Source organism: Fibrobacter sp. UBA7003, from assembly GCA_002449765.1.
GTDB lineage: Bacteria > Fibrobacterota > Fibrobacteria > Fibrobacterales > Fibrobacteraceae > Fibrobacter.
Genome location: DJXN01000015.1, coordinates 222,930 through 247,754, shown reverse-complemented (window position 1 = coordinate 247,754; position 24,825 = coordinate 222,930). Strand labels below are relative to the sequence as shown.

18 protein-coding genes are annotated in these 24,825 nt (G+C 54.7%); 8 read left to right on the top strand and 10 right to left on the bottom strand.

The features are described from left to right. Positions 1–7: 7 nt before the first annotated feature. The 5 genes from B2952_RS13110 to B2952_RS13090 form a co-directional block, all read right to left on the bottom strand. A complete protein-coding gene (locus B2952_RS13110) occupies positions 8–1,483 on the bottom strand; it encodes a glycosyl hydrolase family 8 (protein ID WP_290733540.1) in 1,476 nt (491 codons plus the stop codon). A 153-nt stretch (positions 1,484–1,636) separates the two neighbouring features. After that, on the bottom strand, positions 1,637–4,369 hold the full coding sequence (locus tag B2952_RS13105) for a TIGR02171 family lipoprotein (RefSeq protein WP_290733538.1): 2,733 nt from the start codon (positions 4,367–4,369) through the stop codon (positions 1,637–1,639). A gap of 3 nt (positions 4,370–4,372) precedes the next feature. Next, complete coding sequence (locus B2952_RS13100; RefSeq protein ID WP_290733536.1) at positions 4,373–7,102, bottom strand: TIGR02171 family lipoprotein; 2,730 nt, start codon at positions 7,100–7,102, stop codon at positions 4,373–4,375. Between the two features lie 40 nt (positions 7,103–7,142). Then, positions 7,143–7,910 carry a transglutaminase family protein gene (locus B2952_RS13095; RefSeq protein ID WP_290724335.1) on the bottom strand — a complete coding sequence of 256 codons (768 nt, stop codon included), beginning with the start codon at positions 7,908–7,910 and terminating at the stop codon, positions 7,143–7,145. A 1-nt stretch (position 7,911) separates the two neighbouring features. Continuing rightward, positions 7,912–9,906, bottom strand: a complete 1,995-nt coding sequence (locus B2952_RS13090; RefSeq protein WP_290733534.1) for an alginate O-acetyltransferase AlgX-related protein — start codon at positions 9,904–9,906, stop codon at positions 7,912–7,914. An 86-nt stretch (positions 9,907–9,992) separates the two neighbouring features. Between B2952_RS13090 and rdgB the strand changes: the two genes are divergently transcribed. The 4 genes from rdgB to B2952_RS13070 are packed head-to-tail and all read left to right on the top strand — an operon-like array spanning position 9,993 to position 13,385. Beyond that, positions 9,993–10,619 (top strand): RdgB/HAM1 family non-canonical purine NTP pyrophosphatase, encoded by a 627-nt coding sequence (rdgB, locus tag B2952_RS13085; protein ID WP_290733532.1) that lies wholly within the window; start codon positions 9,993–9,995, stop codon positions 10,617–10,619. 57 nt (positions 10,620–10,676) lie between these two features. Then, entirely contained in the window at positions 10,677–11,636 is a 960-nt protein-coding gene (locus tag B2952_RS13080; protein ID WP_290730855.1) for a tRNA-dihydrouridine synthase family protein, read from the top strand. Continuing rightward, positions 11,629–12,561, top strand: coding sequence for a radical SAM/SPASM domain-containing protein (locus B2952_RS13075; RefSeq protein ID WP_290730858.1), 933 nt, complete (start codon positions 11,629–11,631; stop codon positions 12,559–12,561). The genes B2952_RS13080 and B2952_RS13075 overlap by 8 nt, the downstream gene beginning before the upstream one ends. A 53-nt stretch (positions 12,562–12,614) precedes the next feature. Further along, positions 12,615–13,385 (top strand): FISUMP domain-containing protein, encoded by a 771-nt coding sequence (locus tag B2952_RS13070; RefSeq protein ID WP_290730864.1) that lies wholly within the window; start codon positions 12,615–12,617, stop codon positions 13,383–13,385. A 47-nt stretch (positions 13,386–13,432) separates the two neighbouring features. Here the strand turns inward: B2952_RS13070 and B2952_RS13065 are convergent, their stop codons facing one another. Beyond that, complete coding sequence (locus B2952_RS13065) at positions 13,433–14,584, bottom strand: tetratricopeptide repeat protein (RefSeq protein ID WP_290724347.1); 1,152 nt, start codon at positions 14,582–14,584, stop codon at positions 13,433–13,435. A gap of 81 nt (positions 14,585–14,665) precedes the next feature. On the opposite strand from B2952_RS13065, the gene B2952_RS13060 reads away from it, so the two are divergent. Together B2952_RS13060 and B2952_RS13055 are read left to right on the top strand one after the other, a co-directional pair. Then, complete coding sequence (locus B2952_RS13060; protein ID WP_290730868.1) at positions 14,666–15,496, top strand: arginase family protein; 831 nt, start codon at positions 14,666–14,668, stop codon at positions 15,494–15,496. A gap of 327 nt (positions 15,497–15,823) precedes the next feature. Then, positions 15,824–18,556, top strand: coding sequence for a hypothetical protein (locus B2952_RS13055; protein WP_290733529.1), 2,733 nt, complete (start codon positions 15,824–15,826; stop codon positions 18,554–18,556). Between the two features lie 11 nt (positions 18,557–18,567). Here the strand turns inward: B2952_RS13055 and B2952_RS13050 are convergent, their stop codons facing one another. Then, a complete protein-coding gene (locus B2952_RS13050) occupies positions 18,568–19,365 on the bottom strand; it encodes an HAD-IIA family hydrolase (RefSeq protein WP_290730872.1) in 798 nt (265 codons plus the stop codon). Between the two features lie 49 nt (positions 19,366–19,414). On the opposite strand from B2952_RS13050, the gene B2952_RS13045 reads away from it, so the two are divergent. Together B2952_RS13045 and B2952_RS13040 are read left to right on the top strand one after the other, a co-directional pair. Continuing rightward, on the top strand, positions 19,415–20,125 hold the full coding sequence (locus B2952_RS13045; RefSeq protein ID WP_290733527.1) for an RsmE family RNA methyltransferase: 711 nt from the start codon (positions 19,415–19,417) through the stop codon (positions 20,123–20,125). A 159-nt stretch (positions 20,126–20,284) separates the two neighbouring features. Continuing rightward, positions 20,285–20,827: an LPP20 family lipoprotein gene (locus tag B2952_RS13040; RefSeq protein ID WP_173365842.1), complete on the top strand. Its 543-nt coding sequence runs from the start codon at positions 20,285–20,287 to the stop codon at positions 20,825–20,827. A gap of 123 nt (positions 20,828–20,950) precedes the next feature. On the opposite strand, the gene B2952_RS13035 is transcribed toward B2952_RS13040, so the two are convergent. Genes B2952_RS13035 through B2952_RS13025 form a run of 3 tightly spaced genes read right to left on the bottom strand, consistent with a single transcriptional unit; the run spans position 20,951 to position 24,810 of the window. Beyond that, entirely contained in the window at positions 20,951–22,129 is a 1,179-nt protein-coding gene (locus B2952_RS13035) for a hypothetical protein (RefSeq protein ID WP_290733525.1), read from the bottom strand. Positions 22,130–22,144: 15 nt separating this feature from the next. Further along, positions 22,145–23,128 (bottom strand): DUF6175 family protein, encoded by a 984-nt coding sequence (locus tag B2952_RS13030; protein WP_173381563.1) that lies wholly within the window; start codon positions 23,126–23,128, stop codon positions 22,145–22,147. Between the two features lie 29 nt (positions 23,129–23,157). Continuing rightward, entirely contained in the window at positions 23,158–24,810 is a 1,653-nt protein-coding gene (locus B2952_RS13025) for a FecR family protein (protein WP_290733523.1), read from the bottom strand. Between the last annotated feature and the right edge of the window lie 15 nt (positions 24,811–24,825).

Below are 24,825 nucleotides of genomic sequence, written 5' to 3'. Positions count from 1 at the left end.
CTGGATTCTACTCCAGGCGGATTTTTTTCAACTGCGTGCCTCCCGCAGTCTGGACGCGGAGTACATAGACACCCACAGGAATCCCCTCGAGGCTCACCGCCATGCCGCCAGAAACATTCCCATTCCAGAGAGTCTTGACCGCGGTTCCCGTCACGCCGAACACGTCCATGCGCACGTGTCCCACTGCGTTCACATGCAGGGTGCGGCCCAGCTGGGAGATACCCACCGCGGCCGGCAAGCGAGCCGCTTGGATAGCGACACTTCCATCGGAACTGGAACTCAAATCCGGCACACTGCTGGAACTTCCGGGCACGACTGCGCTACTGGAACTCTGCGGCGGCGGATTCGAGCCCGCCGTCATGAGGTTCGGCATGTTGCCCGAAACCAAGAGCCCATTCAAGAGTTTTAGCGACTGGTTGAAGTAGTTCTCGTTACCGAGCGCCACAGCCTCTTTCCAGTACTCGTCGAGCTTAGACTGGTACTTGGCATCCGAGATGAGAGAGGTCATCAGGGAAGTCACGAACGTACTGTTGTGGTCGTTGCCGAGACTTCCCGAAGAGCGAACCACAGGCCCCTTCATGTTCGATGCGGAAATCGTCGACACGAACTCCGCCATCTTCTTGTCGATGGCGAGCGCACGCTGATCGCCATGCCAGCAAACGGCCTTAGCGTTACGCCACGGGGCGCGCGATGCATCGTAGCTGTAGTAGTCATCCTCGCTCTTGCCATTCTTGTCGGTCCAGTCATCCACCAGGCCCGTCTTGACTTCGTTAGAGCTTGACTCGTACAGTTTCATGTTCGCATCGTAGGCGGTCTTGCTCCAGAACTCGGAGTTTTCCGTATCGATGGCAGCAAAAAGCGGCATGTAGGCCGGATCGAAGTAACCCGGGTTCTTGCGGTTAAAACCGGCATCACCCCAGGAGTCTCCAGGCAGATGCAAGCCATTCGATTCGAACTCCGACTTTTTCATGGCCTGGATAAGCGTCTTCGCAGCGGTCAAATACTTTTCATCGCCAAACTGGTAGTAGGCCATCACGAGAGCAGCGGCGGCATCGATATCGCCATCGAGAGCAGCGCCCTTGTCCCAGACTTCGCTCAATTTGCCGATTTTCCAATGCATAAGACCATTGCCATCGTCAAATTTCTTATAGAAATTCCAAAGCTTGTCGAACTGGCTCTGGTAACTCGTGGTGTTGTCGCTGAAATAGACCATCAGGAGCATGCCGTAACCGACACCTTCCGAGAAATACTGATCAGAACCCGGATCGGAACGTACACCGGCAATATCGCCCTGTTCGTTGTACATATCCTTCATCCAAGCAGCGAACTGGCTTTTCAACTGTTCCGAGGCGGCAGCCTTGTCGCTCAGGAGAGTCGCGTTTCCACCGTAATCGGACATTTGCGGGAACGGGAAGTTTACCGCCGCCTGCGAAAGTCCAAAAGCCATAAGGCCCGCGAGGCCCATTTTTACCAAACAATTCATAAACACTCCTTGTGCCCACAGGGCATTAACTACTCTCTAAAAAATAACTTAATATCGACAAATCCAAAACTAATTAAAAGCTACGCGTGTGGACAAAGTGCGACCCGTCACGGAAAAAAGGATGACACGATACACTTTGTAGCGTTTTTCCGATTATTTGAGCGTTTCCAGTATGGAATCGAGACGGGCAGTCAGCTGCATCGCCCCCTCTGCGCTCAGGTGGTCCATGTTATAGGCCATATTTTCCGTATAGTCGTGGTCCCCCATTTTATTTTCGTCCATCCAAATGAGCCCCATCCCTTTTACACGGCTCAAAATGGAATCCGCGATGGAACGCTTGGGGCCATAGACACCATACGAGCCCGTTTCCCTATAGCCAGGATTTTGTGGCGCGATAAAGCATATAATGTTCAAATTTCTCTCCCGCGCCATCTTGATAATTTCTTCAAACAGCGAAAAATCGTATTTGTAGTTTTCATCCAAAGTCGAAAGGGCCGTCGTATCGCGGAATACGTCTATACCGTACCACCCCATGGTCGGCAACAAGAAGTCTTCCAAGTTGTAGGGATGCTGCAATACGGATTCTGGCTTGGGGCACTCCGAGACCAGGCTCAAGAACCCTTCCGGCACGCCGTCTTTCCAGAAAGAATGATCCTCGTCATACTTGAAACCCGGAACGCCGTCTATAATCGGGCCCCATGATGTCGACCGGTCGTACCACAACAGGTCCGGAGACATTTCAATCACCAGCGTCTTGAGGTTGGGAACGTGCTGCAATATGTAATTCTTGAAGAGGTAGTGCATGCCCCTCATGTCGCCTGCGGAATAGGCCATGTTCAAGAAGTTTTCCGATTTCACATTCTTCTCGTACATGCCGAACATCATCCTCGAACTTCCAAGGCCTACAACGGTCACCTCCTCGCGACGATACCAGAACCTCTCCATTTTCACGCGAAGTTCCAACGCATTGTACCACACGCCTTCATCGTAATACACTCCAGCGCTATCGGCATTCAGCGTCAGATTCGGCCGTGCAGAAGCCTTGGCGTCCACCCAAAAATTCGGATGCCAAAGTTCATCGCCTTCGGCGATTTCCACGACACTTTCGTCTTTCAGATACACAAGGGCAATCTTCGAATGGGCCCCCTCCAGATTGGAAAGAGTCACAACGGCGAAATTTCCCCCGCCCAAAGACCATTCGCTATGGTCGAACGAATAACCCGCAGGGGCTGCTACAGCCTGCAGCAGTTTGCCCGTGCTGTCGGAGACAAGCAGACGTTCGTGCGTCCCGTAGCTTTCACCGACAAAGTCAACTCCCGGTCCCTTTCCGAAATCAAGGAACAAAGTGCGCTTAGAACCATCCCTCGCAAGCGACGCGTTACACGCCTGCGCGCTATCGTACCAGACGGTATCGCGGGCATGCGCCATCAACGTCGAGCCGGAATCCGCCACATGGGCGCGCAAAAGCCTTGCACCCGAAACCGCAATAGAATTGTCTTCGCTGATGCCGCCGTGGTAGGCGCCATCGAACAGTTTCTCGGGCGTTCCGAACTTGCCGCCCGCAAATTTCACCTGCCAAGTCGAAGCCGCCTTGAATGCGGAGGCATCCTTGTTGTTGCCCGCGTCGGTCACGTAAACGATTACCGTATCGCCGTTTTCGAGCACGCGCCAGCGCGGAATGGCGGCAGATTCCACATTGAGTTTCACGAGATTCGAGCCATTCGCATTCAAGTCGCGCACATACAGGGACGACTTGCCCGCCACTCCCTCAAGGCCCGTGCAGAAAGCCACCCTTTTTCCGTCAGGCGAAATTTCGGGATGATACGCTTCTATCGTATCCGCAATCTCCACTACCGACAAACTGCCGCTGGCGTAATCGATAAAAGCAATGTTGCCCGAAACGTCGTTCCGGAAGGCGAGTTTCATCTTGCGGGTTCCCGTCCGCGACTGCAAAAACGAAGAACTTGCCATCGGGGCAATCCGACTCGAATTCGCCATTCCGTCTCCGCCCATCCACACAGGGTTGACAATGATGCCAAACGCCAGGCGGAACCCGACATATTCGGCACGGGTAGACGAGACGACCGTGTAGACATCTCCGCGGCCGTAAAGAGAAATGGAGGAAGCGTCGTTGCGGTAGCTTCCGCCTTTCAAGACGCGCTGTCCCAGGGCGCCCCCATCTGGAGCTCCGGCATAATTCAAAATAGTCGTATCGCGGAAGATTCCAAACCAGTCGTTCACCCATTCCATGGCGTTACCGAACATGTCGCAAAATTCATTCGCAGCGGCCTTTTCACAAACCGGATGCAGCTTGTAACCGGAATTACCTGCAGTCCACGCCTTTTCCACATTGCTGTTGCGGGACGCCACAAAGACCCATTCCGCCTCCGTAGGCAAACGGTAGCCCAAAATATCGGCATGATCCGAGAACCCTTCCATTTTCACGCAATGGCGCTGTTCGTCAAACGAGGCCATGCTATAGCTGTAAACCGTATCGAAACCTTCCGCCTTGCTGCGCTCATTGGCGAACAGGACGGCATCGTAATAGGAAACATTCGTTGCCGGGAGAGCGCCATCTTCGCAATCCAGCGAAAGGCCCGTCGCAGATTCCATCAGCCCGTTGAACTCTCCGCACGTCACTTCGCTCCGGGACATCGAGAAGTCATATTCGAACCCCACCATCATTTCCGGGCGTTCGTTGATATTTGCCGAAGTCTTGTTCGTCCCGAGAGCCACCAACGATTCGCCCGTATGGACACGGATCATGCCGGCAAGGGAATCCTTTTCGAACTCCTTCGTCGAAGGACGACCCGAATCCCCGCCAACGGAGTTGGAGCAGGAGAAAAAGAACAGGGAGAGCAGCAAAAGCAGCGCTTTATACAGCATCACTCACCTCAACGTCTTCAATAGGGAATCGAGTCGGGCTGTAAACTGGCGCGCCCCCAGATAGCTCAGGTGGTTGCTGTTGTAAGCCATTTCGGATGTGTAATCATGTTCTCCAAACTTGTTCTCGTCAAAAATATAGTAGCCCGATTTCTCGAGTGCACTGACAATCTTTTTCGCGACTTCCATTTTGGGGCCGAACGATCCGAAGGATTCCGTCTTTGCGAAATCCGGATTCTGGGGAGTGATGGCCAAAATCAGCTTGACGCCACGCCGTTCCGTCTCCGCCCGCAGGGAATCCAGCATTTCCCGGTTTCTTCTCAATTTTACACTGCTATACGGCATCTTGGAAACATCGGCGTCGACATAGGTATCGCCCCAAGAAACCGAAGGTAACAGGAAGGAATCATCCATGTAGTTCTGGGCGAAAAGGGATCTCGGGTAAGAATACTCCTGGCTCAGGGCGGCTACAACATCCTTGGTTTCATGGCTCAAATGATGCTCGTCGTAAATAAGTCCCGGCGAGAACAGGCGCACGTAGTAGAAATAGTCGTTTTCCTGCCGGAACAGGAACCCCGGGGAAAGTTCTACGACAAGGACCTTGATTTTTTCCGCATAGCGCAGAATGTATCTCGACGCAATATACTTGAACAGGAACAGATCGGCGAGCGTCACGCCCATATTCAATGTCTTAAAGGCGGTTATCGAAGTATCGATTACGGCGTCGAGCAACATGGAACTGCCCAGGGTAACGCACTCAATGTTCCGGTAGTTTTTCCAGAACATCTGCATCCTCATGGCCAATTCCACAGAAGAGCCCTGGAGCAGGTTGGCGGGATTGTAGTCGAAATACATGCCCGCGCTGTCCAAATCAAGCAGCACATCCCGATCAGCGTCCGATTTCCCTTTCACCCAGAAACTCGGATGCCACAGTTCATCCCCTTCGACAAGCTCGACTACGCTCGAATCGGACATATCGACAAGGACAATCTTCTTGTGCGCCCCATCCAGATTGGAAAGCGAAGCGACCACCAGATTTTCCCCTCCCTGCCCCCATTCGGTATGGTCGAAGGAATATCCCGCTGGCGCAGCGACTGACTGAATTAGCTTGCCGGTACTATCCGCCACAAACAGGCGTTCATGCATCCCGTAACTTTCACCGACAAATTTACGTCCCGGTCCCGCTCCAAAATCAAGGAACAGGGTCCGCTTGCTCCTGTCTTTAGAAAGAGAGACATTGCATGCCTGTGCGCTGTCGTACCAGACAAGGTCGCTTGCCTCCTTGAACACCGTCGAACCCGGTTTCGCGACGCGAGCCCTCAAGAGACGCGCTCCCGTTACAGCAAGCGACTTGTCTTCACTGATTCCGCCATGGTATGCACCATCCAAAATTTTGGTCGGCTTGCCGAACTTGCCGTTTGCAAACTTCACCTGCCAGGTAGAAGTCTCCTTGAAGCTTGTCTCGTCCTTATTGTTGCCCGCATCCGTCACGTAGATTATAATCGTGGTCCCGTTTTCAAGCACCTGCCAGCGCGGAATTACGGCCGATTCCACTTCGAGCTTTACAAGGTTGGTCCCCTCCGCGTTCAAATCGCGCACATAAAGGGCGGACTTTCCCGAGACACCTTCAATCCGGGAGCAGAAGGCCACGCGGTTTCCATCGGGGGAAATTTCCGGATGGTAGACATCCAGCGTATCCTCGATTTCTACCACGGACGGAACGCCGCTGGAATAATCGATATACGCCAAGTTGCCCGTGATATCGTTCCTGAACGCAAGTTTCATCTTGTGGGTTCCCGTCAAGGAATGCAGCGCACTGGAACTCGCCAAAGGAACAACACGGCTCGTAGCCGCCTTGCCATCGCCTCCCATCCAGGTCGGTTCGGGAATTGCCCCTTTTGCCAAACGGAATCCGACATATTCGGCACGGGTCGAAGAAACGACCGTATAGATGTCACCGCGATTATAGAGAGTAATGAAAGAATTTGCGTTACGGTAGCAGCCTCCTTTTATGACACGCTGGCCCAACGCGCCGCCGTCAGGAGCCCCGACATAGTTCAAAAGGGTCGTATCCTTCAAATTACCGAACCAGTCGTTCACCCATTCTATCACATTCCCGAGCAAATCGCAAAATTCATCCTTTTTAGCCTTGCCGCACACCGTCTGGATTTTAAGTTTCGAATTTTCTGCCGTCCATCCCTTGTCAAAAGACCAGTTGCGACCCGCCACAAGAAGCCATTCCGCTTCCGTCGGCAAACGATAGCCTTCGCTTTCGGTCGAGAAAAAGAATCCTTCCAGATTCGTGCAGTGATGATTCTTGTCGAACGTAGCCTTGCTATAGGAATAGGCGGTATCGCGCCCCTCCCTCTTGCTACGTTCATTGGCAAACAGGACTGCATCGTAATAGGTCACGTCTGTCGCCGGATAATAGCCGTGACAATTCAGAGACAAGCCAAAGGACTTTTTCATCAGACGGTTGAATTCGCCGCATGTCACTTCGCTGCGCGACATTGAAAAATCATAGCTGAACTTTACCTGCATCGCAGGGCGTTCGTTGGTGCGGGCGTTGTTGGAATTGGTACCCAAGGTAACCTCTTCTCCCGCCGCCGAAACCGAAATCATTTTTGAAAAAGCGACACTTTCATCATCTTCGGAAGTATATTCCGGCATTGCCATTTCTGAATTAGAGCAGGCGCAAAACAAAACCAGCATCGACAGGTAAAGGAACAATCGCATCGGCGGCAAAGATAGAAATTTTGCCTAGCTCATAAGGCTGCTATCGATCGGGCAGACGGCTTTTAGCAATTTCCCTGTTTGCATCGATGCCAGGATATTCGGGAAAAAGGTCGTCTGCAAGCCTGTACCAGCGAAGCGCGCGGGGAGGTTCCGTTTGCAGGTACAAATTGCCCAAGTCGAATGCGGCAAGGCCCGCAAACTGTGCCGGAGTAAGCGGTTTGAATTCCAGGCCGGTCCAGCGACCCGCCTTGTACTTTTCGCGATATTCCTCATTGGTGTAGGTATAGCCGAGACGGTTCGGTTCGAGGTTCACCGTCCTTGGCGCAAATCCCACCTGTGCGCGGCCGTCATCCTTGCCGTACCGCAAATACACATGCCCCGGCAAGAGAATAACATCAAGCGGAATTCCGCGGGCTTCGGCGACCATCATCGCAAGCCACGCAAGCCCCATGCAGCCCGATTTCCGGGTTTCAAGCACCCGCAGCGGTAGAATCGCATCGTGGGCTATGGACGCCTCGCCCTCCCCCGCAAATTCGATTTTCCAGAATTCCCACAGGAGCGATTTCAAAGAGGCGAGCGTATCGCGCGTTGCAGACAAACTACTATCGTAGAAGACAAGACCTTCGCGCCAGGCATCTACAGAATCTATGCAGGCGGGAGCGCGGTTCTCGAAGGTACAGGCCATTTCGGCGTACCGCACGTTTTCAGGACGCCCTGTCCACAGCACAAGCGTGAGCGAAACCGCCAGCAAAATCAGCAGCAGCGGCCAGAATACTCGCGAGAACATTGCGGAGAGGCGGGCAAGCATCTTATCTCAGGGCATCCCATTCCATCGGGGACTGCCAAAAATCGCGGGCCGTCATCATGTAAATCACGAGCCGCTTGCTCTGCATATCCTTCTTCATCTTCATCATGCGATGGTATATGCCCGGGCCGCCGCCCCAGCTGGTAAGCACCTGCACATCGAGGCCTGTCGCATAAGCAAGGAGCGATCCCGGGCCACCGCTCTTCTGGTCCACAGACTCGAAAACGCCCGTGAACGAATCGCCCATCAAGAGAATCGGCGCATTCTTGCCGCCCTTGTAAGGTTCTGTACCCTTGAAGATTTTCATCGCGGGCAACGTATCTGCAGTGTACTTCGCCTTCTCCGCATCGGGCAGGTGCGCCACCAGGTCGCCCTCGCGCATTGTTGTCGTCTCCTGCATGTTGAGCGAACCCGGCTTCGCTCCGGCATCGCCGTACCAGCTGTACTGCGTCACGCGGGCGGCAAGCTGTTCCATGGCGGCAAGCATGCCGGGGAGTGACCAGTGCGTATCGTAGCGCTGGTAGCTAAAGTGCGGGGGTTCGTCGCCCGCCTTGGCCGCCATGAGCGCCGGGTAGATATCGAGTACGTCAAGCCCGGCGGCAAGCATCTCGCGGGTAAATTCGCGGCCCGCGGGGTTCACGCAGAGATCGGCAGGCGTCCCTGCCACAAGGCGCTCGGCGTAAATTTCTTCCTTCACGGGAACGGGAACCACGAGCAGCTGCACCCCGATGGAATCCAGGTAGTGTTTAAGTTCCAGCAGGCGCGGGAGCGGGTTGTGCAGGCTATCCTGCCCGGTTATCTTGTCTGCAAGCAGGTAGTTTGCATTGCGGCGGAACCAGAGGAAGCTTTCCGCGGGTGTCGCTCCCGCTGTCGCCCAGGCGTTCTGCTCCTTCGGGAGTTTCGCAAGCGTATTCTCGAGCGTAGCGCGGAACTTCGCGGTTTCCGCATTCGCGGGGCAAGAGCCTTCCAGCGAGGCAAGCGTCTGCAGGCGCGCATCGGAGGTCGTGTCGAGTGCGCGGTTCACCGGCACCACCTCGCCCGCCGCAGCAAGCGAATCGGCAACAGCCTGTGCGCGAATCTGTTCTTCGGACAGGCGGAATGCAGGAACATCGAACGCGACCCACATGGGTTTCCCCATCGGGTTCCCGCGCATCACGGCAAAGGGCTGCGTCTTGGCGCCTTCGGGCCAGAAGCCTCCCGGCGTATGGGGTTCCAGGTCTGTATTGAGCGTCGGATACCAGTAAGAAGACAGCGTCCGAGCCCAGTTCATCGCATCTTCGAGCGTCAACTCTGCCGTAATGTAATGATTGAGCACCTCGGCAGTCTCACCGTGCGATGCGAACTTCAACTTCGCAAAAAACACGGTACGGCCCGTCCAGGTGGCCGGCAAAATTTCTGCCCACCACTCGACGGAACCGTCGCTCATCGGCACGCCCCAGAATCTGCCTACCGTCTGGAACGCCCTGAAGACATCGGGTTCGCTCCACTTGACGGCCTCCACGGCACTGAGCACCCGGGCAAGAGAATCATCGCCCGTCTGCGCATAGAGAATCTTGGAAAGCGGTTCCCACGCCAATGGTTGCCTGCCAGCCACAACGGAGGGCTCATATTCCGAAAGCGAATCGAGCATCGGGAACGGATATTCGGCAAGTTTCGCGCCTGCCATCCCCCCCTTGTAATTCTCCGGCTTTTCGTCCTTGCCTGCAAGGCGGATGGGATTGTCGTAATAGGCGGCAAAATCAAGCGCGGCGAGCGTCGGCTTGTCGATTACGCGCACCTGCTTGTCCCTGGATTCGACATGTAATTCGAACACCGTCACCGGAGTCGAAGGAGCGGGCGGAAGCGCCCTGGACGCAGAAAGTTGCTTTTCGGGAGACGCAGTCGAAACATCCGTGGCAGGATCCGGCGTCCCGGAAGCACAGGAGCAGAGGCCCAGCGAAACGCAAAGAGATGCGGCAGCAAGCCCCATGCGCCTGCAAGTAAACGGGATAATATTCATACGCTACCGAATATACAAAAAGCACATGTGGTCTAAAGCCCGCCGCACCGCATATTTTCTAGATTTGTTCCGCAAAAAAGGGCACCATGAAAAACCTATTTGTAATCGCAACCGCAAGCGCCGGGAAAATCCGGGATTTCGCGCACATTTTAGGCACCGACCACTACGAATTCAAGACGCTGAAAGACATCGGCTTCGACGAAGAAATTGTCGAGGACGGCAATTCATTCGCCGAAAACGCCATCATCAAGTCGAGCACTACGGCCCGCTGGCTTGCCAAACGCGGCATCGAGGCAACCGTCCTCGCCGATGACTCGGGACTCGAAGTCTTCTCGCTCGCTGGAGCCCCCGGAATCTACAGCGCACGCTACAGCGGCATCCACGGCGCAGACGAAAGCAACAACACGCTTCTCCTCAAGAACCTCGCGGGAATAACCGACCGCAAGGCGCGCTACTTCTGCGCACTCGCCTACCAGACAATCACGCGCAACGCCGACGGCGAATTCGTCGTGAGCGAACCGCAGATTTTTGAAGGCGAATGTCGCGGCAGCATCAACTACGCTCCCGTGGGCGACATGGGATTCGGCTACGACCCGTTATTCGTCCCCGACGGAGAAGCCCGCACCTTCGCGCAGATGGAGCTTGAAGAGAAGAAGGCCATCAGCCACCGCGGAAACGCCATCCGCGCCCTGAAAAAAGCACTCGGGAAATAAGGAAGCCGCCAGACGCCATGGCGCCACGCCCCGTCTAGATTCTGCAAGAGCAGCAACATGTTGAAGGTCCTATTCGCTCCGCTACAAGGTTACACGACGGGCATCTATCGGGCAGCCCATGCAAAAATCTTTGGCGGCATCGAAGCATATTACGCTCCATTCTTGCGGATTGAAAACGGGCACCCGCGCGAAAGGGACCTGCGCGACCTCGAAACCCCAGCAGGCGTGCCGGGTTCTCCACGGGTCATTCCGCAGGTCATCGCGAATAGCGTCGAAGAATTCAAGGTTCTCGCCGACGCCATCCTGCAAAAAGGCTTCACCGAAATCGACTTCAACATGGGATGTCCCTTCCCCATGCAAGTCAACCGTCACCGTGGCGCAGGCCTGCTGAACGACACCCGAACCGTCCAGGAAATCATGAACGAAATCGCGCGGCTATCCGCAGCGGGAACCGCAAAGTTTTCCGTCAAGATGCGGCTCGGACAGGAATCTCCCGATGAAGCGTTCGCACTCCTCCCGATTTTAAACGATACTCCGCTCACGCACATTACGCTCCACCCGCGCCTCGGCAAACAGCAATACAAGGGCGCAATTGATATCAAGTCATTTGAGAAATTTTACAGCGAATGCCGCCACCCGCTTGTATATAACGGGAACATCACAGACGTTTCGCAAATTCAAGAAATGGAACGCCGCTACCCGAATCTCGCCGGAGTGATGATCGGCCGCGGATTACTTGCGCAGCCAAGCCTCGCAGCGGAATACAAAGCAGGGAAAGCGAACATAACAGGAAAAGAATTTACAGACAAACTTCTCCAAATACACCAGATTATTTTCGAACACGCGCGGCAAACATTCCAGGGTGACAGCCAGATCCTTGCGCACGTGCAAAGTTTCTGGGATTATCTGGAGCCGAGCATTCCCAAAAAGACGTTCAAGAGAATCAAGAAAGCAGGCAAGCTCAGCGTATACGCCGATGCAGTTTCTACATTGCTCCCCGAGAACCAGCATGAATAGCGTTTATATCGAAATCACGAACGCCTGCAACTTGCATTGCAGCTTTTGCCCCAGCAGTGATTGCGGGCACGAGGCCGGTTCGGGAGCATCGCGCTCGTTCATGCCGAGCGCACTTTTCGAGAAGTGTATCGCGGGAACGGTAGAAGCAGGCATCGAGAACGTATATCTGCACGTCCTGGGCGAACCGACGCTGCACCCGGGATTTGCACTCTTTCTCAAGGATATAAAGGCCGCGGGCCTCACCGCGACGCTCACCACGAACGGCACGACCATCAGGCGAGTCGCCCACCACATATTGAACTGCCCCGCCGTGCGCCAGGTAAACTTTTCGACGCACGCATATGCGGAACTCCCGCCCGACGATGCGCACGGGTATCTACAGGACGTCCTCGACTTCTGCAAAATGGCCTTGGCCGCAAGGCCCGACATGTACATCAATCTGCGGCTCTGGAACATCGGTGTAACAACCGCCGGAGACTGGAACGAGTTTGCGATTTCTCGCATAAACGAGACGTTCAACACGCAGGTCGCTCCGGGAAATTTCTGCAGCAGGCACAAGAGTTTCCCTATCGCGGGGAGGCTCTACCTGCACGAAGACTCACGATTCGAATGGCCGGGAACGAGCAAGGTCACTGCTAGTGCTGAGCATGGTCAAAGTGAGCCCGCCGAAGTGACCGCCAGCAAATACCCCGCAGGCACGTGCCATGCCCTCGACACGCATGCCGCCATCCTGCACGACGGCCGGGTAGTCGCCTGCTGTCTCGACTACAGCGGGCAAATCACCCTCGGGAACATCGCCAACCAGGGCCTGCCCGAAATTCTCGGCTCGCCTGCCGCCCGCAATTTACGCGAAGGCTTCGAAAAGCACGAACTGCGCCACCCGTTCTGCCAAAATTGTTCCTTCTGCAAGCGGTTCAGGCAGTAATATTCAAACAAATTGCTATAATGTCCTACTAGAAATAGAAAGGAGATTGAACCGTGAAAAAGTTGTTCTTTGCATTGACAGCATGCACCGTTCTTTTTGTTGCATGCGACGACAGTTCAAGTTCCCCGAGTTCAGAAAACAATTCAAGCGTAAAATCCAATAGCTGTTCCAACGCCGACGAACCGCTTACCGACCCCCGCGACGGCAAGGTTTATAAGACCGTCAAGATCGGCAACCAAGTCTGGATGGCCGAGAACCTGAACTATGACGTAGAAGGCAGCTGGACAAACGACAGCCTCGACAAGGATGGTTCCATTTACGGGCGTTTTTACACCTTTGGGAGAGCAAAAAAAGCTTGTCCAGATGGATGGCATCTGCCCACCTTTGACGAAATTGACGAACTTCGCGAAAACACGGGCGGAGTCGGCTTGGCCGGAAAGAATTTAAAAGCGACCTCCGGCTGGGATAAAGATGAAGAAGGCAAAGACGGAAACGGCACCGACAAGTACTGTTTCGGCATCAAGGCTAGCGGAAAATCGCAGAACAAGGAAGACGGCGTCTACGGCGTCGGCAAATACGCCCAATTGTGGACTTCGACCACCTTCATCCGTCCAGAATACGACAGTTACGGGAACCGCATCGACAGAGGAAGCAAAGTTTATTATTTCTCCTTCACGAGCAGCGACTCCGTCTATATTGAGTCTTACGATACAACTCCTGCTTGGAACATCCGCTGCCTGAAGGGTGATTCCGAGCCCGAACCGATTGCTCCAGAAAATTCGTCGGGATACGATGACGGCGCTTTTACGTCCAAATCGGATTAGAACTACGTGAAAACTGCACCAAAGAAGGGCTGTAGGAATAATTTCACCTAGTTCGGACGATCGATAAGCACCGGAGCCTTCAGGCTAGCTTCGCCTTCCCAGAAAGGATACACAACCTTTTCGTAGAACTGTTCGAAGCGTTTCCTGTTCATCATCTTCCAGCTTTCAAATGCAATATCGTTCACACCCCTGAAAACAACCCGCATAAAAACATCCTCGAAGCCACCATCCACAATCTGTCTATAGAACGGTTTCAAGTCAAATTCGTAAGGCAGCATCACGGACTCACGCATCGCGAATGTTCCCAGCGCTACCAGAGTTTCAAAGTCATTTTCGCTGCCATCCAGTGAATCCAGGCGGTCAAAGTTCAACTTTTCGAATTTCGATTCGCTCTCGGCAAAACGATACACCGTAGACCTGGCCCATTCCCTGTGGATATCGAGCAGCGGGTGGTCCTCGAAACGTTCCAGCACTTCCTTAAAGATAAGCATCAACTTTGCAAAATACTTTCTCACATAAGCAGCACGATCCCTTGTATCCCCTACAAAATTCGCATAAACACCATTCACAAAGAAATCAATCCACATCCTCCTATTCGCCGAAATCTGCGCGAGCAGGAAATAGGAACCTTCGTGCTGGCGTGTCGACTTTACGGCAAGTTTCGCCACCTCGTAGGCCTCATCCTCGCGCTTATGGAAAAAGAGCGCAACTCCCTTGTTGTACAGAAGGTGGTAGGATTTCGGATAAAATGACAGGCCGAGATCATAATACTTCAATGCAGAATCGATTTTTTCCTCAAAATCGTAGATGTCGCCAACAAGCGAAAACGCCAGCTCGGCCGGTTCTATCTCAATGGAGCGTTTTGCATACAAGGCGGCACTGTCAAGCTGTCTAAGCATCATGTAAGAATAGCCCAGTTCGTAGTTGACCGTCGCATTTTTCGGGGAGAGCGAATCGGCCTGCTTGTAGCACTTGATAGCCTCACGGAACATCCTATTGTCGTGGTAAGCGTTTCCCTTGGCAATCAGCTGCACAGCTTCGCGTTCATTGGCCGAAAGGGTATCATTCCCCATCGCCTTGGGTGCGCTGGCCACATTCGTATAGCGGATTGTCGAAGATTGCGCAAAAGACTGCTGCAAGCCCAGGAAAACAAATCCAAGACCAAGAATCAGCGACAAAGGAAGGCTTTTGACTTTCATGATTCCAATATATATTTTTATTTTTCCTATGTGCAAACGACAATTCTCGATTTCACGGGTGTTTACAGTTTTCAGCCCTTTATGCAAGGTCTGAAAGGAAATTCGCGTCTAGTTTCCGCAACTTCGAACGCAGAAATCCTCTACATAGACTGCGCCGACATTTCGGGTACGGACTGCTACTGCGATGACGAAGCTGTCGAGACCCTCCGCAGGCGCATTGCCGATGCGGGCATCACGAATGCGCACGGCATCCACTTCTTCGACAACGGCAATTACCACTACATGAGCAAAATCTGGACCGACATGGTCCAGGAACCGTTTTCGCTTGTTGTTTTTGACCACCATCCCGACATGCAAGCCCCGCGATTCGGGAACATTCTCAGTTGCGGCGGCTGGGTCAAGAAGGTTTTGGAAGAAAACAAGTTCATAGGCAACGTTGTCATTATCGGGGTCGCTGACCACCTCGTGGAAGAAATCCGCGAAGAACTTTCGCAGGCGGGCGATACCAGTACTTTAGACAAAGTAACTTTCATCAAAGAAAGCGAAATACGCGAAACCGGTTCACCCACGTCATTCTCGCGCACACCCTCGTCATTCTCGCGAATGCGAGAATCTTTAAGATCCCCGACCGAGTCGGGGATGACAGAAGGCCGAATCTACATCTCCATCGACAAGGACGCCCTCTCCCCCGCCTACGCGGCCACCAACTGGGATCAGGGTTCGCTGGACGTAGCAGCACTCAAAGAAATCATCGCCGGTCTCGCCACAAGCCACAAAATCATCGGCGTAGACATCTGCGGGGAACGCGCCCGCGACTTTGCAGGCGACGAGCACCACACCGTGCAAGAAGCGGATGCGCTCAATAGCGGACTCAATCGGGAACTGGCGGAGTTCCTGGCACCGTTCCTCTAAAAACAGCGGATTTTCAATCCTCAATCCCCAATTTTTGAATATCCGGCCCCTTTCACAAAAATAAAACTTGCTTTTCTCCAGAAAAAAAGGTATTTTAAAAAAAATTTAAAACAGGAAGCCACTATGGGAAAACTCATCAAGATTGTCGTATTTGTCGCCGTATGCGTGATTTCTGCGTTCGGCATCTACAGCCTCATCAAGTACAACAAGGTCGACGAAAACACCGCCGACTAGCCAAAACGCGCACAACGCTGTCGGACCGCGGGTTCGACGTTTTTCGCCATACCGCAAGGCATACTCGCCCGCGGTATTTTTATATTTCCCAGCATGAATCTTTTGAACAAAAAGCCCATTTTCTTTGCGACAGCAGCCGCGCTCTTCATAGCCATTCTCTTTATCGTTTTCCGCGGATTCGTCTTTGACGACTCGCAGCTGATGCTCAACAGCGACCAGCTGAATGGCATCGGCAGCCGCATATTGCGTGCCGAAAACCCAATCGTCACCGAATGGGACGACAGCCGCCTGGGAGGGGTTCCCACCATCGATGCGCTGTTCGCCGACGCCTACCACCCGCTCGTATGGACGCAGTTCCTGATGGACCCGGCACGCGCCGTGGGCTTCAAGTTCATCCTCACCGTGTGGGTCGCCTTCATGAGCGCCATGCTTTTGGCCTGGAACCTCACGGGCAACCGCTGGTGGGCCGCCCTCCTCGGGTTCCTCTACGCCTTCTCGCCGGAATACTTCACCTACATCTACGGCGGCCACGACGGAAAGATGATGGTTTTCGCCATCGCCCCGCTCGCGCTCCTCGCCATCCGGAAGGTTGTCCGCAACGGAAGCCTCCCCTACCTTATCGTGCTTGCGCTTGCCATCGCGTGGATGATTCTCGGAAGCCACCTGCAGCTCACCTACCTCTTCCTGTGGGGAGCCGGGTTCTACACGCTTTATGAGGCCGCCTTCCACTGCAACACGTTCAAGACGCGCGGCAAGCGCATCGGGCTTGCCGCCGCAGGCCTTGCTTTCGGGCTTGCGCTCGCCTGCTTCCAGCTGGTGCCGCCCTACCTGTACACCACCACGCAATCCGTGCGCGGCGAAGGCGACCATACCAACATGGGCCACGCCGTCAGCTGGAGCCTGCACCAGGAAGAACTCGCGCAGATGATTCTCCCCGGGTTCATCGGCGTGGACGTGTACGAACAGGATCCCAAGTCTGGCGATATCGTCGGCAGCTCTTTCATCTCGTATTCGAGGGGCGAACTGCAGAAGATGCCCGGAGGCTCCCCGTTCTACTGGGGCCACAACAGCTTCAAGCTCGACCACAACAGCGCGGGCACTCTCCTCACCTTCCTCGGATTCCTCTGCCTCTTCTTGCCCGGCAAGCGCCGCTGGGCAACATTCTGGGCCATGGGCATGGTCGTCGCCCTCAGCTACGGCATGGGAGCGCACTCCCCGCTGTTCAAGCTCTGGTACGCCATCCTCCCCGGCGTCAAGAACTTCCGCGCGCCCGGCATGGCACTGTTCTGGCTTCCGCTGCTGCTCGTGATGATGGCAGGGCCCGTGCTCCGCGCCATCAGCGACAAGGGAGAAGATGCGGCAAGGAACCTCCGCGCGCTCAAGCACGGCGCCGCCATGTTCGTCGTCCTGCTTTTGCTCACCGTCATCGCACGCTACAACTGGACGCTCTTCATCGGACCGTTCGGGCTTGTCGCCTGCATCGCCTATGCGCTTGTCTGCATCGGAATCATGAAGGTAGACGACCAGGGCAAGGCGCTCAGCTTCGAAAGTTTCATCGACGCCTACAAGACTGCCTTCAAGGACAAGGGTAGCATCACAAGCCGCGTGGCACAGGCTTGTTTCGTCCTCGGGTTCACCGCCATCGGTGCATTCCTCATGAGCGGACAGGACCTGCTCGCAGACCCGATCACGGCGCCCTACTTCAAGCCGCTGAACGAAATTATCATGCAAGCGACCGCCGCGAAGATCATCCCGAGCTTCGTGCTCGCGTTTGCGACCATCGTCGTTGCACTCTTCCTCTTCTTCTGGAAGGGATCCACCGTCGCGAAGGCGTGCATCTTCGCCATCGTCGCCGCCATCGAGCTGTTCTTCATCAACGGAGCCTTCATCCAGAACGTTCCCGCGGCCCAGTACCTCCAGCCGAACAACGCCGTGGTCGCCGCCATCAAGGCTCCCTACAAGGCCGATTCGCTCAACACGCCGCGCGTGCTTTCGCTATCGCGCCAGCCGTCGCTCGGTGCAAACGCATTCCCGCAATACCACCTGCGTAACGCCGACGGCTTCCACGACAACGAGCTTGCCTCCTACCGCGAATTCCGCGGCGGCCAACAGAACGCCAACTACCTCCAGAACATTAACGACCCCGATGCGGCACACCCGTTCCTCGACCTCATGAACGTGGGAGCAATCGTCTTCGACACGCGCCAGGGCACCACCTACATGCCGATTTCCACGGCCATGGGCGAAGCCTACATCTATGGCCAGTCCGTGACGATGGACGATGCAAGCGCCATCAAGACCTTGCGCGAAAAAGCAGCCATCCGTAAGCCCAAGGCCGAAGAGAGCGCCCCTGCCGAAGCAACAGACTCGACAGCCACAGTCGATTCCACGACAGCAGAAGCTGCCGCGGAGGTCTCTCCAGCCGCAGAACCCGAAGATGACAGCTTCTACTACCGCGAAACGGTCATCCTCTCCGAAAAGCCCGAACACGAAGGCGAAGGCGGAGTCGCGAACGGGCACGCGAAGCTTATCGCAAGCCCCAAGATGGACACCCAGGTATTCGAGGTAGAAAGCGACCGTGCAGGATTCATGGTTGTCGCGGGCAACTACCATCCCTACTGGAACGCGACCGTGAACGGCAAGCCCGCAAAAGTCTACAAGGCTTTCGGCACGCTCCGCGCCGTCGAAATTCCGAAGGGCAAATCCGAAGTCCGCATGGAATACCGGAGCCGTCCGTTGCACGCCTGCATCAAGGTGAGCGCGGTCGCGGCGCTGTTCCTCGTCGCTATCGGGGTGCTGGTTCTTATCCGTCGCAAAAAAGCCTAGCCAAGGCCAGTCTAGGCACGACCTTCGAAAAAGGCGTCGAAGTCAATATCGCGGACGCTTTCAACTATAAACTCGGGCTTGGTCTCGAGTTTTTCTACATCTTCGCGCTTGGTTTCGCCACAGAGCGGAAGCACAAACCTGCATCCGCTGCGCTTCGCAAGTTCGAAGTCGGTATAGAGGCGGTCGCCCACAAAGAGGATCTCTTCGGGTTCGTATTTTTTGAGTACGCCCGCAAGCATCGCCGGATTCGGCTTTCCGAAACTGCGTTCCGGTTCCACGCCATAGGCCGTCTTGAGAAGCGCCATGAAGCTTCCGATATCGGGCACGGGCCCGTTTGCATCGGGGCACACGAAATCCGTATGCGTCACCCAGAACGGGATCCCGCGCTGGACGCGGAAACTGAGTTCGCAGAGTTCGCGGTAGTCAAAACTGTTGTGATAGGCGACGAGCACGAGTTCGGTCTCTTTTACCGACGGGCAAAGGTTCAGGCTCGGATCCTGCGCCGCGAACCATTCATGCACTTCGGGATTCGCAAAGAAGAACACGTTCCTGATGCCCTTTTCATGAATCGCTTCGAGCGAGAGGTAGAGCGCAGAGATGATGGAATCGTCACGCAGCGGAAGTCCCATCACATGGAGGCGGTTCTCGTAAAATACAGGCGACTTGCTCGTGTTGTTGCTCAGGTAATAGACCGGCACGCGGGCTGCCACGCGTTTCACCGTCGCGACAGCACCTGGGTAAGGACGCCCGCTCAAGTAGAGCGTGCCATCCAGATCAAATACGACTGCCTTTACCGGTTTGTGTTCCACGATGCGGTAAATGTAGCAAACACCCGCAAAAAGTTTTATATTCTACGCCATGAAGACTCCCGACAGCCGTTTCTACTGTCCGCGAATTGACGTGGGCGAATTTACCCTCGACGAAAACGAAAGCGGGCACGCAGTCCGCGTTTGCCGCGCCACCGTCGGCGACACTCTCGAACTCTGCGATGGGCTCGGGCATTTTGCCGATGCGACAATCGTCAAGGCCGATCCGAAGGCCTGTGAAGTTCGCATCGACAGGTTCGAAACCGTATCGGCCGAGCGCCCCAAGCTGAACCTCGCCATCGCATGCCTCAAGGACGACGCGCTAGAAGAAGTCGTATTTCACGCGGCACAGACAGAAATTGACACTATCTATTTCTTGCGCACCGACTTTTCGCAGGAGCCGAAGAACTCCGACCTGCACAAGCTAATCCGCCGCGCCGAACTCAAGAGCCTGGTCAGCCTCAAGCAGTCGAAAAAACCATGGCTGACCCGCATCGAAGGTCCAGTCGAATTCGACCGCTGGCTCGAAAGCGAAAGCGGGGACCTCGTCCTCTGCGACATCGATGGCGAACGCAAAGCACCCGTCCTAGACCGTAGGACAACCCTCCTCATAGGTCCCGAAGGCGGATTTTCCCCCCGGGAAATCGGGGCCGTCAAATCTTACCAACAGGGCAAGACGCACCTCCTGAATTTGGGAAACACCCGCCTCAGGGCAAGGACTGCCGCCATAATCGCCCTTGGATGTTTAATTTATCACATCTAAAACCATGCCAAAAAGCCTCTTGTCCCTTAAAAATCACATTAAATCACTTTTTTGTAAGAAATACCGAATTTGACTTGACTTTCTTGTTTCTTTAAGATATTTTTGTTTACAGACTTCATATCATCCCATTTTGGGAAAAACAACAACAAGGAGTTTACTATGAAGAAGTTGATCGTTGCCGCACTCGCAGCATTCCTCATGATCGGTTGTAGCTCGACCCCGCAGGAAAAGTCTGCCAGCAAGCTCATCGAAATGCAGATGCTCAAGAAGAAATACCTGAAGGACCACGTGCCTGCCGGTATGGGTATCGGTGTTTCCACCGACGAACAGATTGCCATGGAAAAGGCCGATCAGAACGCCCGTGTCGACCTCGCCAAGGAAATCGACGCCCAGACCAAGGCTCTCATCAAGAACTTCAAGGAAGACGTGAACGACCAGGTTGCCGAACACTTCCAGAGCACTTCCAAGACTGTCGTAAACACCCACATGAGCGGTGCTACCCTCACCGACGTGCAGGTTGAAACCGACGAGAACGGCCACTTCAAGATCTACGGCATCATGACCCTCGACGCCAACCTCGTCGAAGAACTCATCAAGAGCCTCCAGGCCGCCGGTTCCTATGACGACGCTGTCGCCAACAAGATCCGCGCTGCTGCCACCAAGGCTTACGCTGAACTCGATGCCGAAATCGAAAAGCAGTAATTCCTAGCGGAATCCGCATTTGAAAAGGACCCGGCCGCATGGCCGGGCCCCCCTTTTTTTACCTCAACAAAAAGAAGAGGCCGACGCAGCCGTCAGCCTCTTCCTCTATACGTTCCTTCGCGCCTACTTTTTCTGACAGGCCTTGCCGAACATCTGGTTCAGCTTGGTCGCCGGGAGTTTCTTCACCGCGGTCGCCTGCGCAAAGCCCTCGTCACGGCCGACACCCTGGACGGATTCAGTCGTCTGCTGTTCAAAAGCACCGAGCGTCACGGTACCACGCGACGTGCAGAGGGTCTTGCTCGTATTCATCTTATCGGTGAACTGGAGCTTTGCATTGAGCGCCGGGAGCGACTCCTTGTCGAGGAGGGTGATTCCCGCATCGGCCAAGAAACTCTTGAGAGCGCCACAAGCCTCCACCGGTCCGTCGCAGACTAGCCTGTAGGTGCAGGCGGCCTTCTCGGAATCGTAGCGCACAGTCTGCGAAAGGAGGACCGCAGCACGGACGTAGCGGAAATTCAAGTCGGCATGCACCGTCACCTCGCCCGCCGGATGCAGTTTCTTCACTTGGGCAAGCGAGAACACGGCCTCGCCTTCATCGTTCGTTTTCTCGTGCGCGATATCCCTGCTATCCTGGGTCAATGCAAGGGGGAATCCCTTCACTGGGCCCGCGAAATCCGTCACGGTCACCATCAGGGCTTCGCTTGTGAGGTCGGTTTCAATCTTCAGGCTACTCATGCCCGAGATAAGGTATTCCTTCAGTTCGCCAAGGGTGCTCTCGAGTTTCATTTCCTTCGGAATCTTCTGCACGCAGCTCAAGTCTTCCAGGAGCTCGGTATAGGAATCGGCAAGTTTCTCGAGAGCGACCATGTCGACGCCCATCTTGCGGTAATCGCGGTCCACCATGTCGAAGCGGATGATGGAATCCTTGGACTTCATCTGAGCACGGATGGAGTTCAAGTCCATGAGGATCTTCGATGCCATCAGGTCGGTATCGATGGTCGCTGTAGACTGGAACGCTCCCTTCGACTTGGGTCCCTGGGTCAGCTTCGCGCCCTTGAGCGTCATGCTGGTAGAGGAGCTCTTCATGCCCTTGGCCGTCGTTGTCACCTTGCCCTTGGAATCTTCCTTCACGGTAGTCTCAAATTCGCTGGAGACCTTAGTCCGCAGCTGCTTTGCAAGTCCTTCCAACGCAAGCTGGTCAGCTTCCTTCTGCGACTTTTTCGAAGTCGCCGTGTATGTCAGCACCTCGGCCGAGGCGAACGCCGTCATAGCAACCAGCGAGGCGAGAAATAGTTTATTCATAACGTCACTCCCGGATTACTGGATTTCCAGGATAATCAGTTTCTTCGTGATGTTCTGCTTGCGGACCTTTGCGAGTCCATCAAGGCTTTCGACAAATTCGCCGTAGACCATCTGTGCATCTTCGTACTTGTCCGGATCCACATAGATTAGCAAGTCATAGGTGTTTCTGCTCATCGAAATCACCTGCATCTTGTTGAATTTCTTCCTCATCTTGATGGAGACGATGTTCGAGATTTCTTCGGCTTGGTCGTCGGTAAAGTCCCCGGTCAAATGCGCAACCACCTTGTACTGCACACCTTTCTCGAGTTCTTCGGCGAGACGGTCGCGGACCTTGTTTTCGAGTTTCTTGATAGCCCTCTGCACGGCCTTCTGCACAAGCACGCGCTGGCTTTCGCCGTTATCCTTGAGGCGCATGGATTCGCTAGCAAGGAGGTTCGCCGTGGAAGCTTCGCTTGCGTTCAGGTCAATCACGATGTAATCTTCCTGGATGCTACCCGCAAAAGTGATGTTGATGTCGGCTCCCACAGAGAGGCCCGCCACATAGGCAAGGTCCTCGTTGTTGCCAGCAATATCGGATTGGAGCTGCACCACTTCATCGAGCTGGGCCTGGCTTTCGAGGCCCATGACCGTATAGTCGCGGCTCGTGAGATAGGTATTGATGACTTCCATCGCCGTCTTCGCAAGCGGATTTTTGCGGATAACGTCAATGCTTCCTGCCATTTTTGCGCCCATCGCCGGAGCGACAAGAACCGTAGGACGGACCTTGAAGCTCACCGTCGAAACCTTGATATCGTCGTCGGCAGCCTCAGCAGCGTCAGCCGTTTTTGCAGAGAGTTCGCCCTGGGCCCTATTTTCCTTGCTCCTTGCAGAGGCGGCCGCGGAGCCGTCATCCTTCGCAGGGGGATTCGATGCGCAACCCGCCAGCACAAAGGCAACCGCAAAGGCACAAAGAACAGAGCCCAGACGGAGACCGAGCACACCTTTTTCATTTTTCTTCATAATCTGTCCTTTATAGGTTCCTAAACCTACTATTCGTTTTCAAGGCCAGCCTTGGCTGCCTCGTATTCTTCTTCCGGAGTCTTGTACTGGATGAAGTTGCGAGCATTGCCCATGTGGTTTCCGCGCACGCAGTAGACTTCGTAAGTCTTGGTCTTGCGCATGCTCTTGCCGTTCTTGAGGACAACCTTCACGTCGAACTTCGCAATCTTGTTAAGACCGATCGTGACGGGCACGGCGTATTCCATTCCATCGAGTTCAGCACCCGAGAAGGACTTGACAACCTTGCCCTTGCGCGTCACGACAATTTCCTTGATTTCGGAAAGGTCCGAACGGGTGATGCCACCGAGACTGAACTTCAGGTCCGTAGAGTATTCCGTCTTCGGCAAGTCGAGATGCTTGCGTTCGACGGATGCGCCCATTTTCAAGGTAAGGCTCTTGAGGTCCCTGCCCGAAGGAGCCTCTTCCTTCTTTGGTTCGACCTTGGGTTCTTCCTTCTTGGGTTCGGCCTTCGGTTTTTCCTTCTTGAGTTCGGCCTTCGGTTTTTCCTTCTTGGATTCCGCCTTGGGCTGTTCCTTCACCGGAGCCGGAGCGGGTTCAGCGGCAGCCGTATCGGCAGCGGGTTCTTCTGCCGGGGCAGATTCCTCGACCGGAGCCGGAGCTACGTACTCCGTCACCCACATGTAGCACTGGATTTCCACATCGCCTTCGCTACAGGTCGCAAGGAAGCGTTTGGTCCCGTAAGCATCGTCATCCCATTCGAACGTGCGCTGATAGACGCCGTTTGCACCCACCGTATCCGATTCGCCGAGGACCGTCACCACGACACCAGGGTTAACGCGGGCCTGCAGGGTCACGTTGGGGAAGAACACCTGAGGCGAGAGCGGGGAGGCCTGGAAGCGAAGTTTCTTCTCAAAGGCGTCCGCGCGTTTCGAGTAATCCTTGTCGAAATCGTTCAAGGTCTGTTCGAGGGAATCGATCATCCCGTCGCCAAAGATGTTCACGTTGGAAAGCTGCGTCGAAAGGGCCCTCGTACCGGAACTTCTCAACTGCAGTTTCTTCACCCTGCCGTTTTGGTCCACAAGCACGGTCTGGTTTTCGACAATGTTCTCGGACGCACCATTTGCGCCGGTAACATCGACCTTGCCTTCCTTCAGGGAGGCCACCATCTGACCGTTGTACCCGCCAACAAAGCCGGCGGTACCGCGAATGGCTGCAGTCGCCGTTCCCGTGCGGAACATGAGCGTATTTCCAGATTTCTGTTTCTGCACATCAAAGTGCACGCCACCATTATTGACTACAATGGAGACCTGTCGGCTCAGGGAATCGAATATTTCCACATCGAGCGTCACTTCGGAGAGTTCCGTAATCCACAGCGAAGAACCGTCGCTCACGGACAAGACCGCTTCGGATTCGGCTCCCGTGCGGATGCGGTCCTTCTCGATCACCGACTGCCCGATGCGCAGTTGCGACCAGTCACCTTCACTCTTGCGCTGCAAGTTCGCATCGCCCAGTGACTTGCGGACCTTCGCTTTCAACTTGGCATGTTCCGGCTTCACGGTTTCGACCTTGGCCGGGGCATCGGTCTTTGCCATGGTTTTGGGATCAGGCTCGTCATTGCAAGCCCAGAAAAAGGCGGCACACAAGGCAGCCGACATGAGGGAAAGTCTATTGGATACTCGCATATATTGCAAATATAT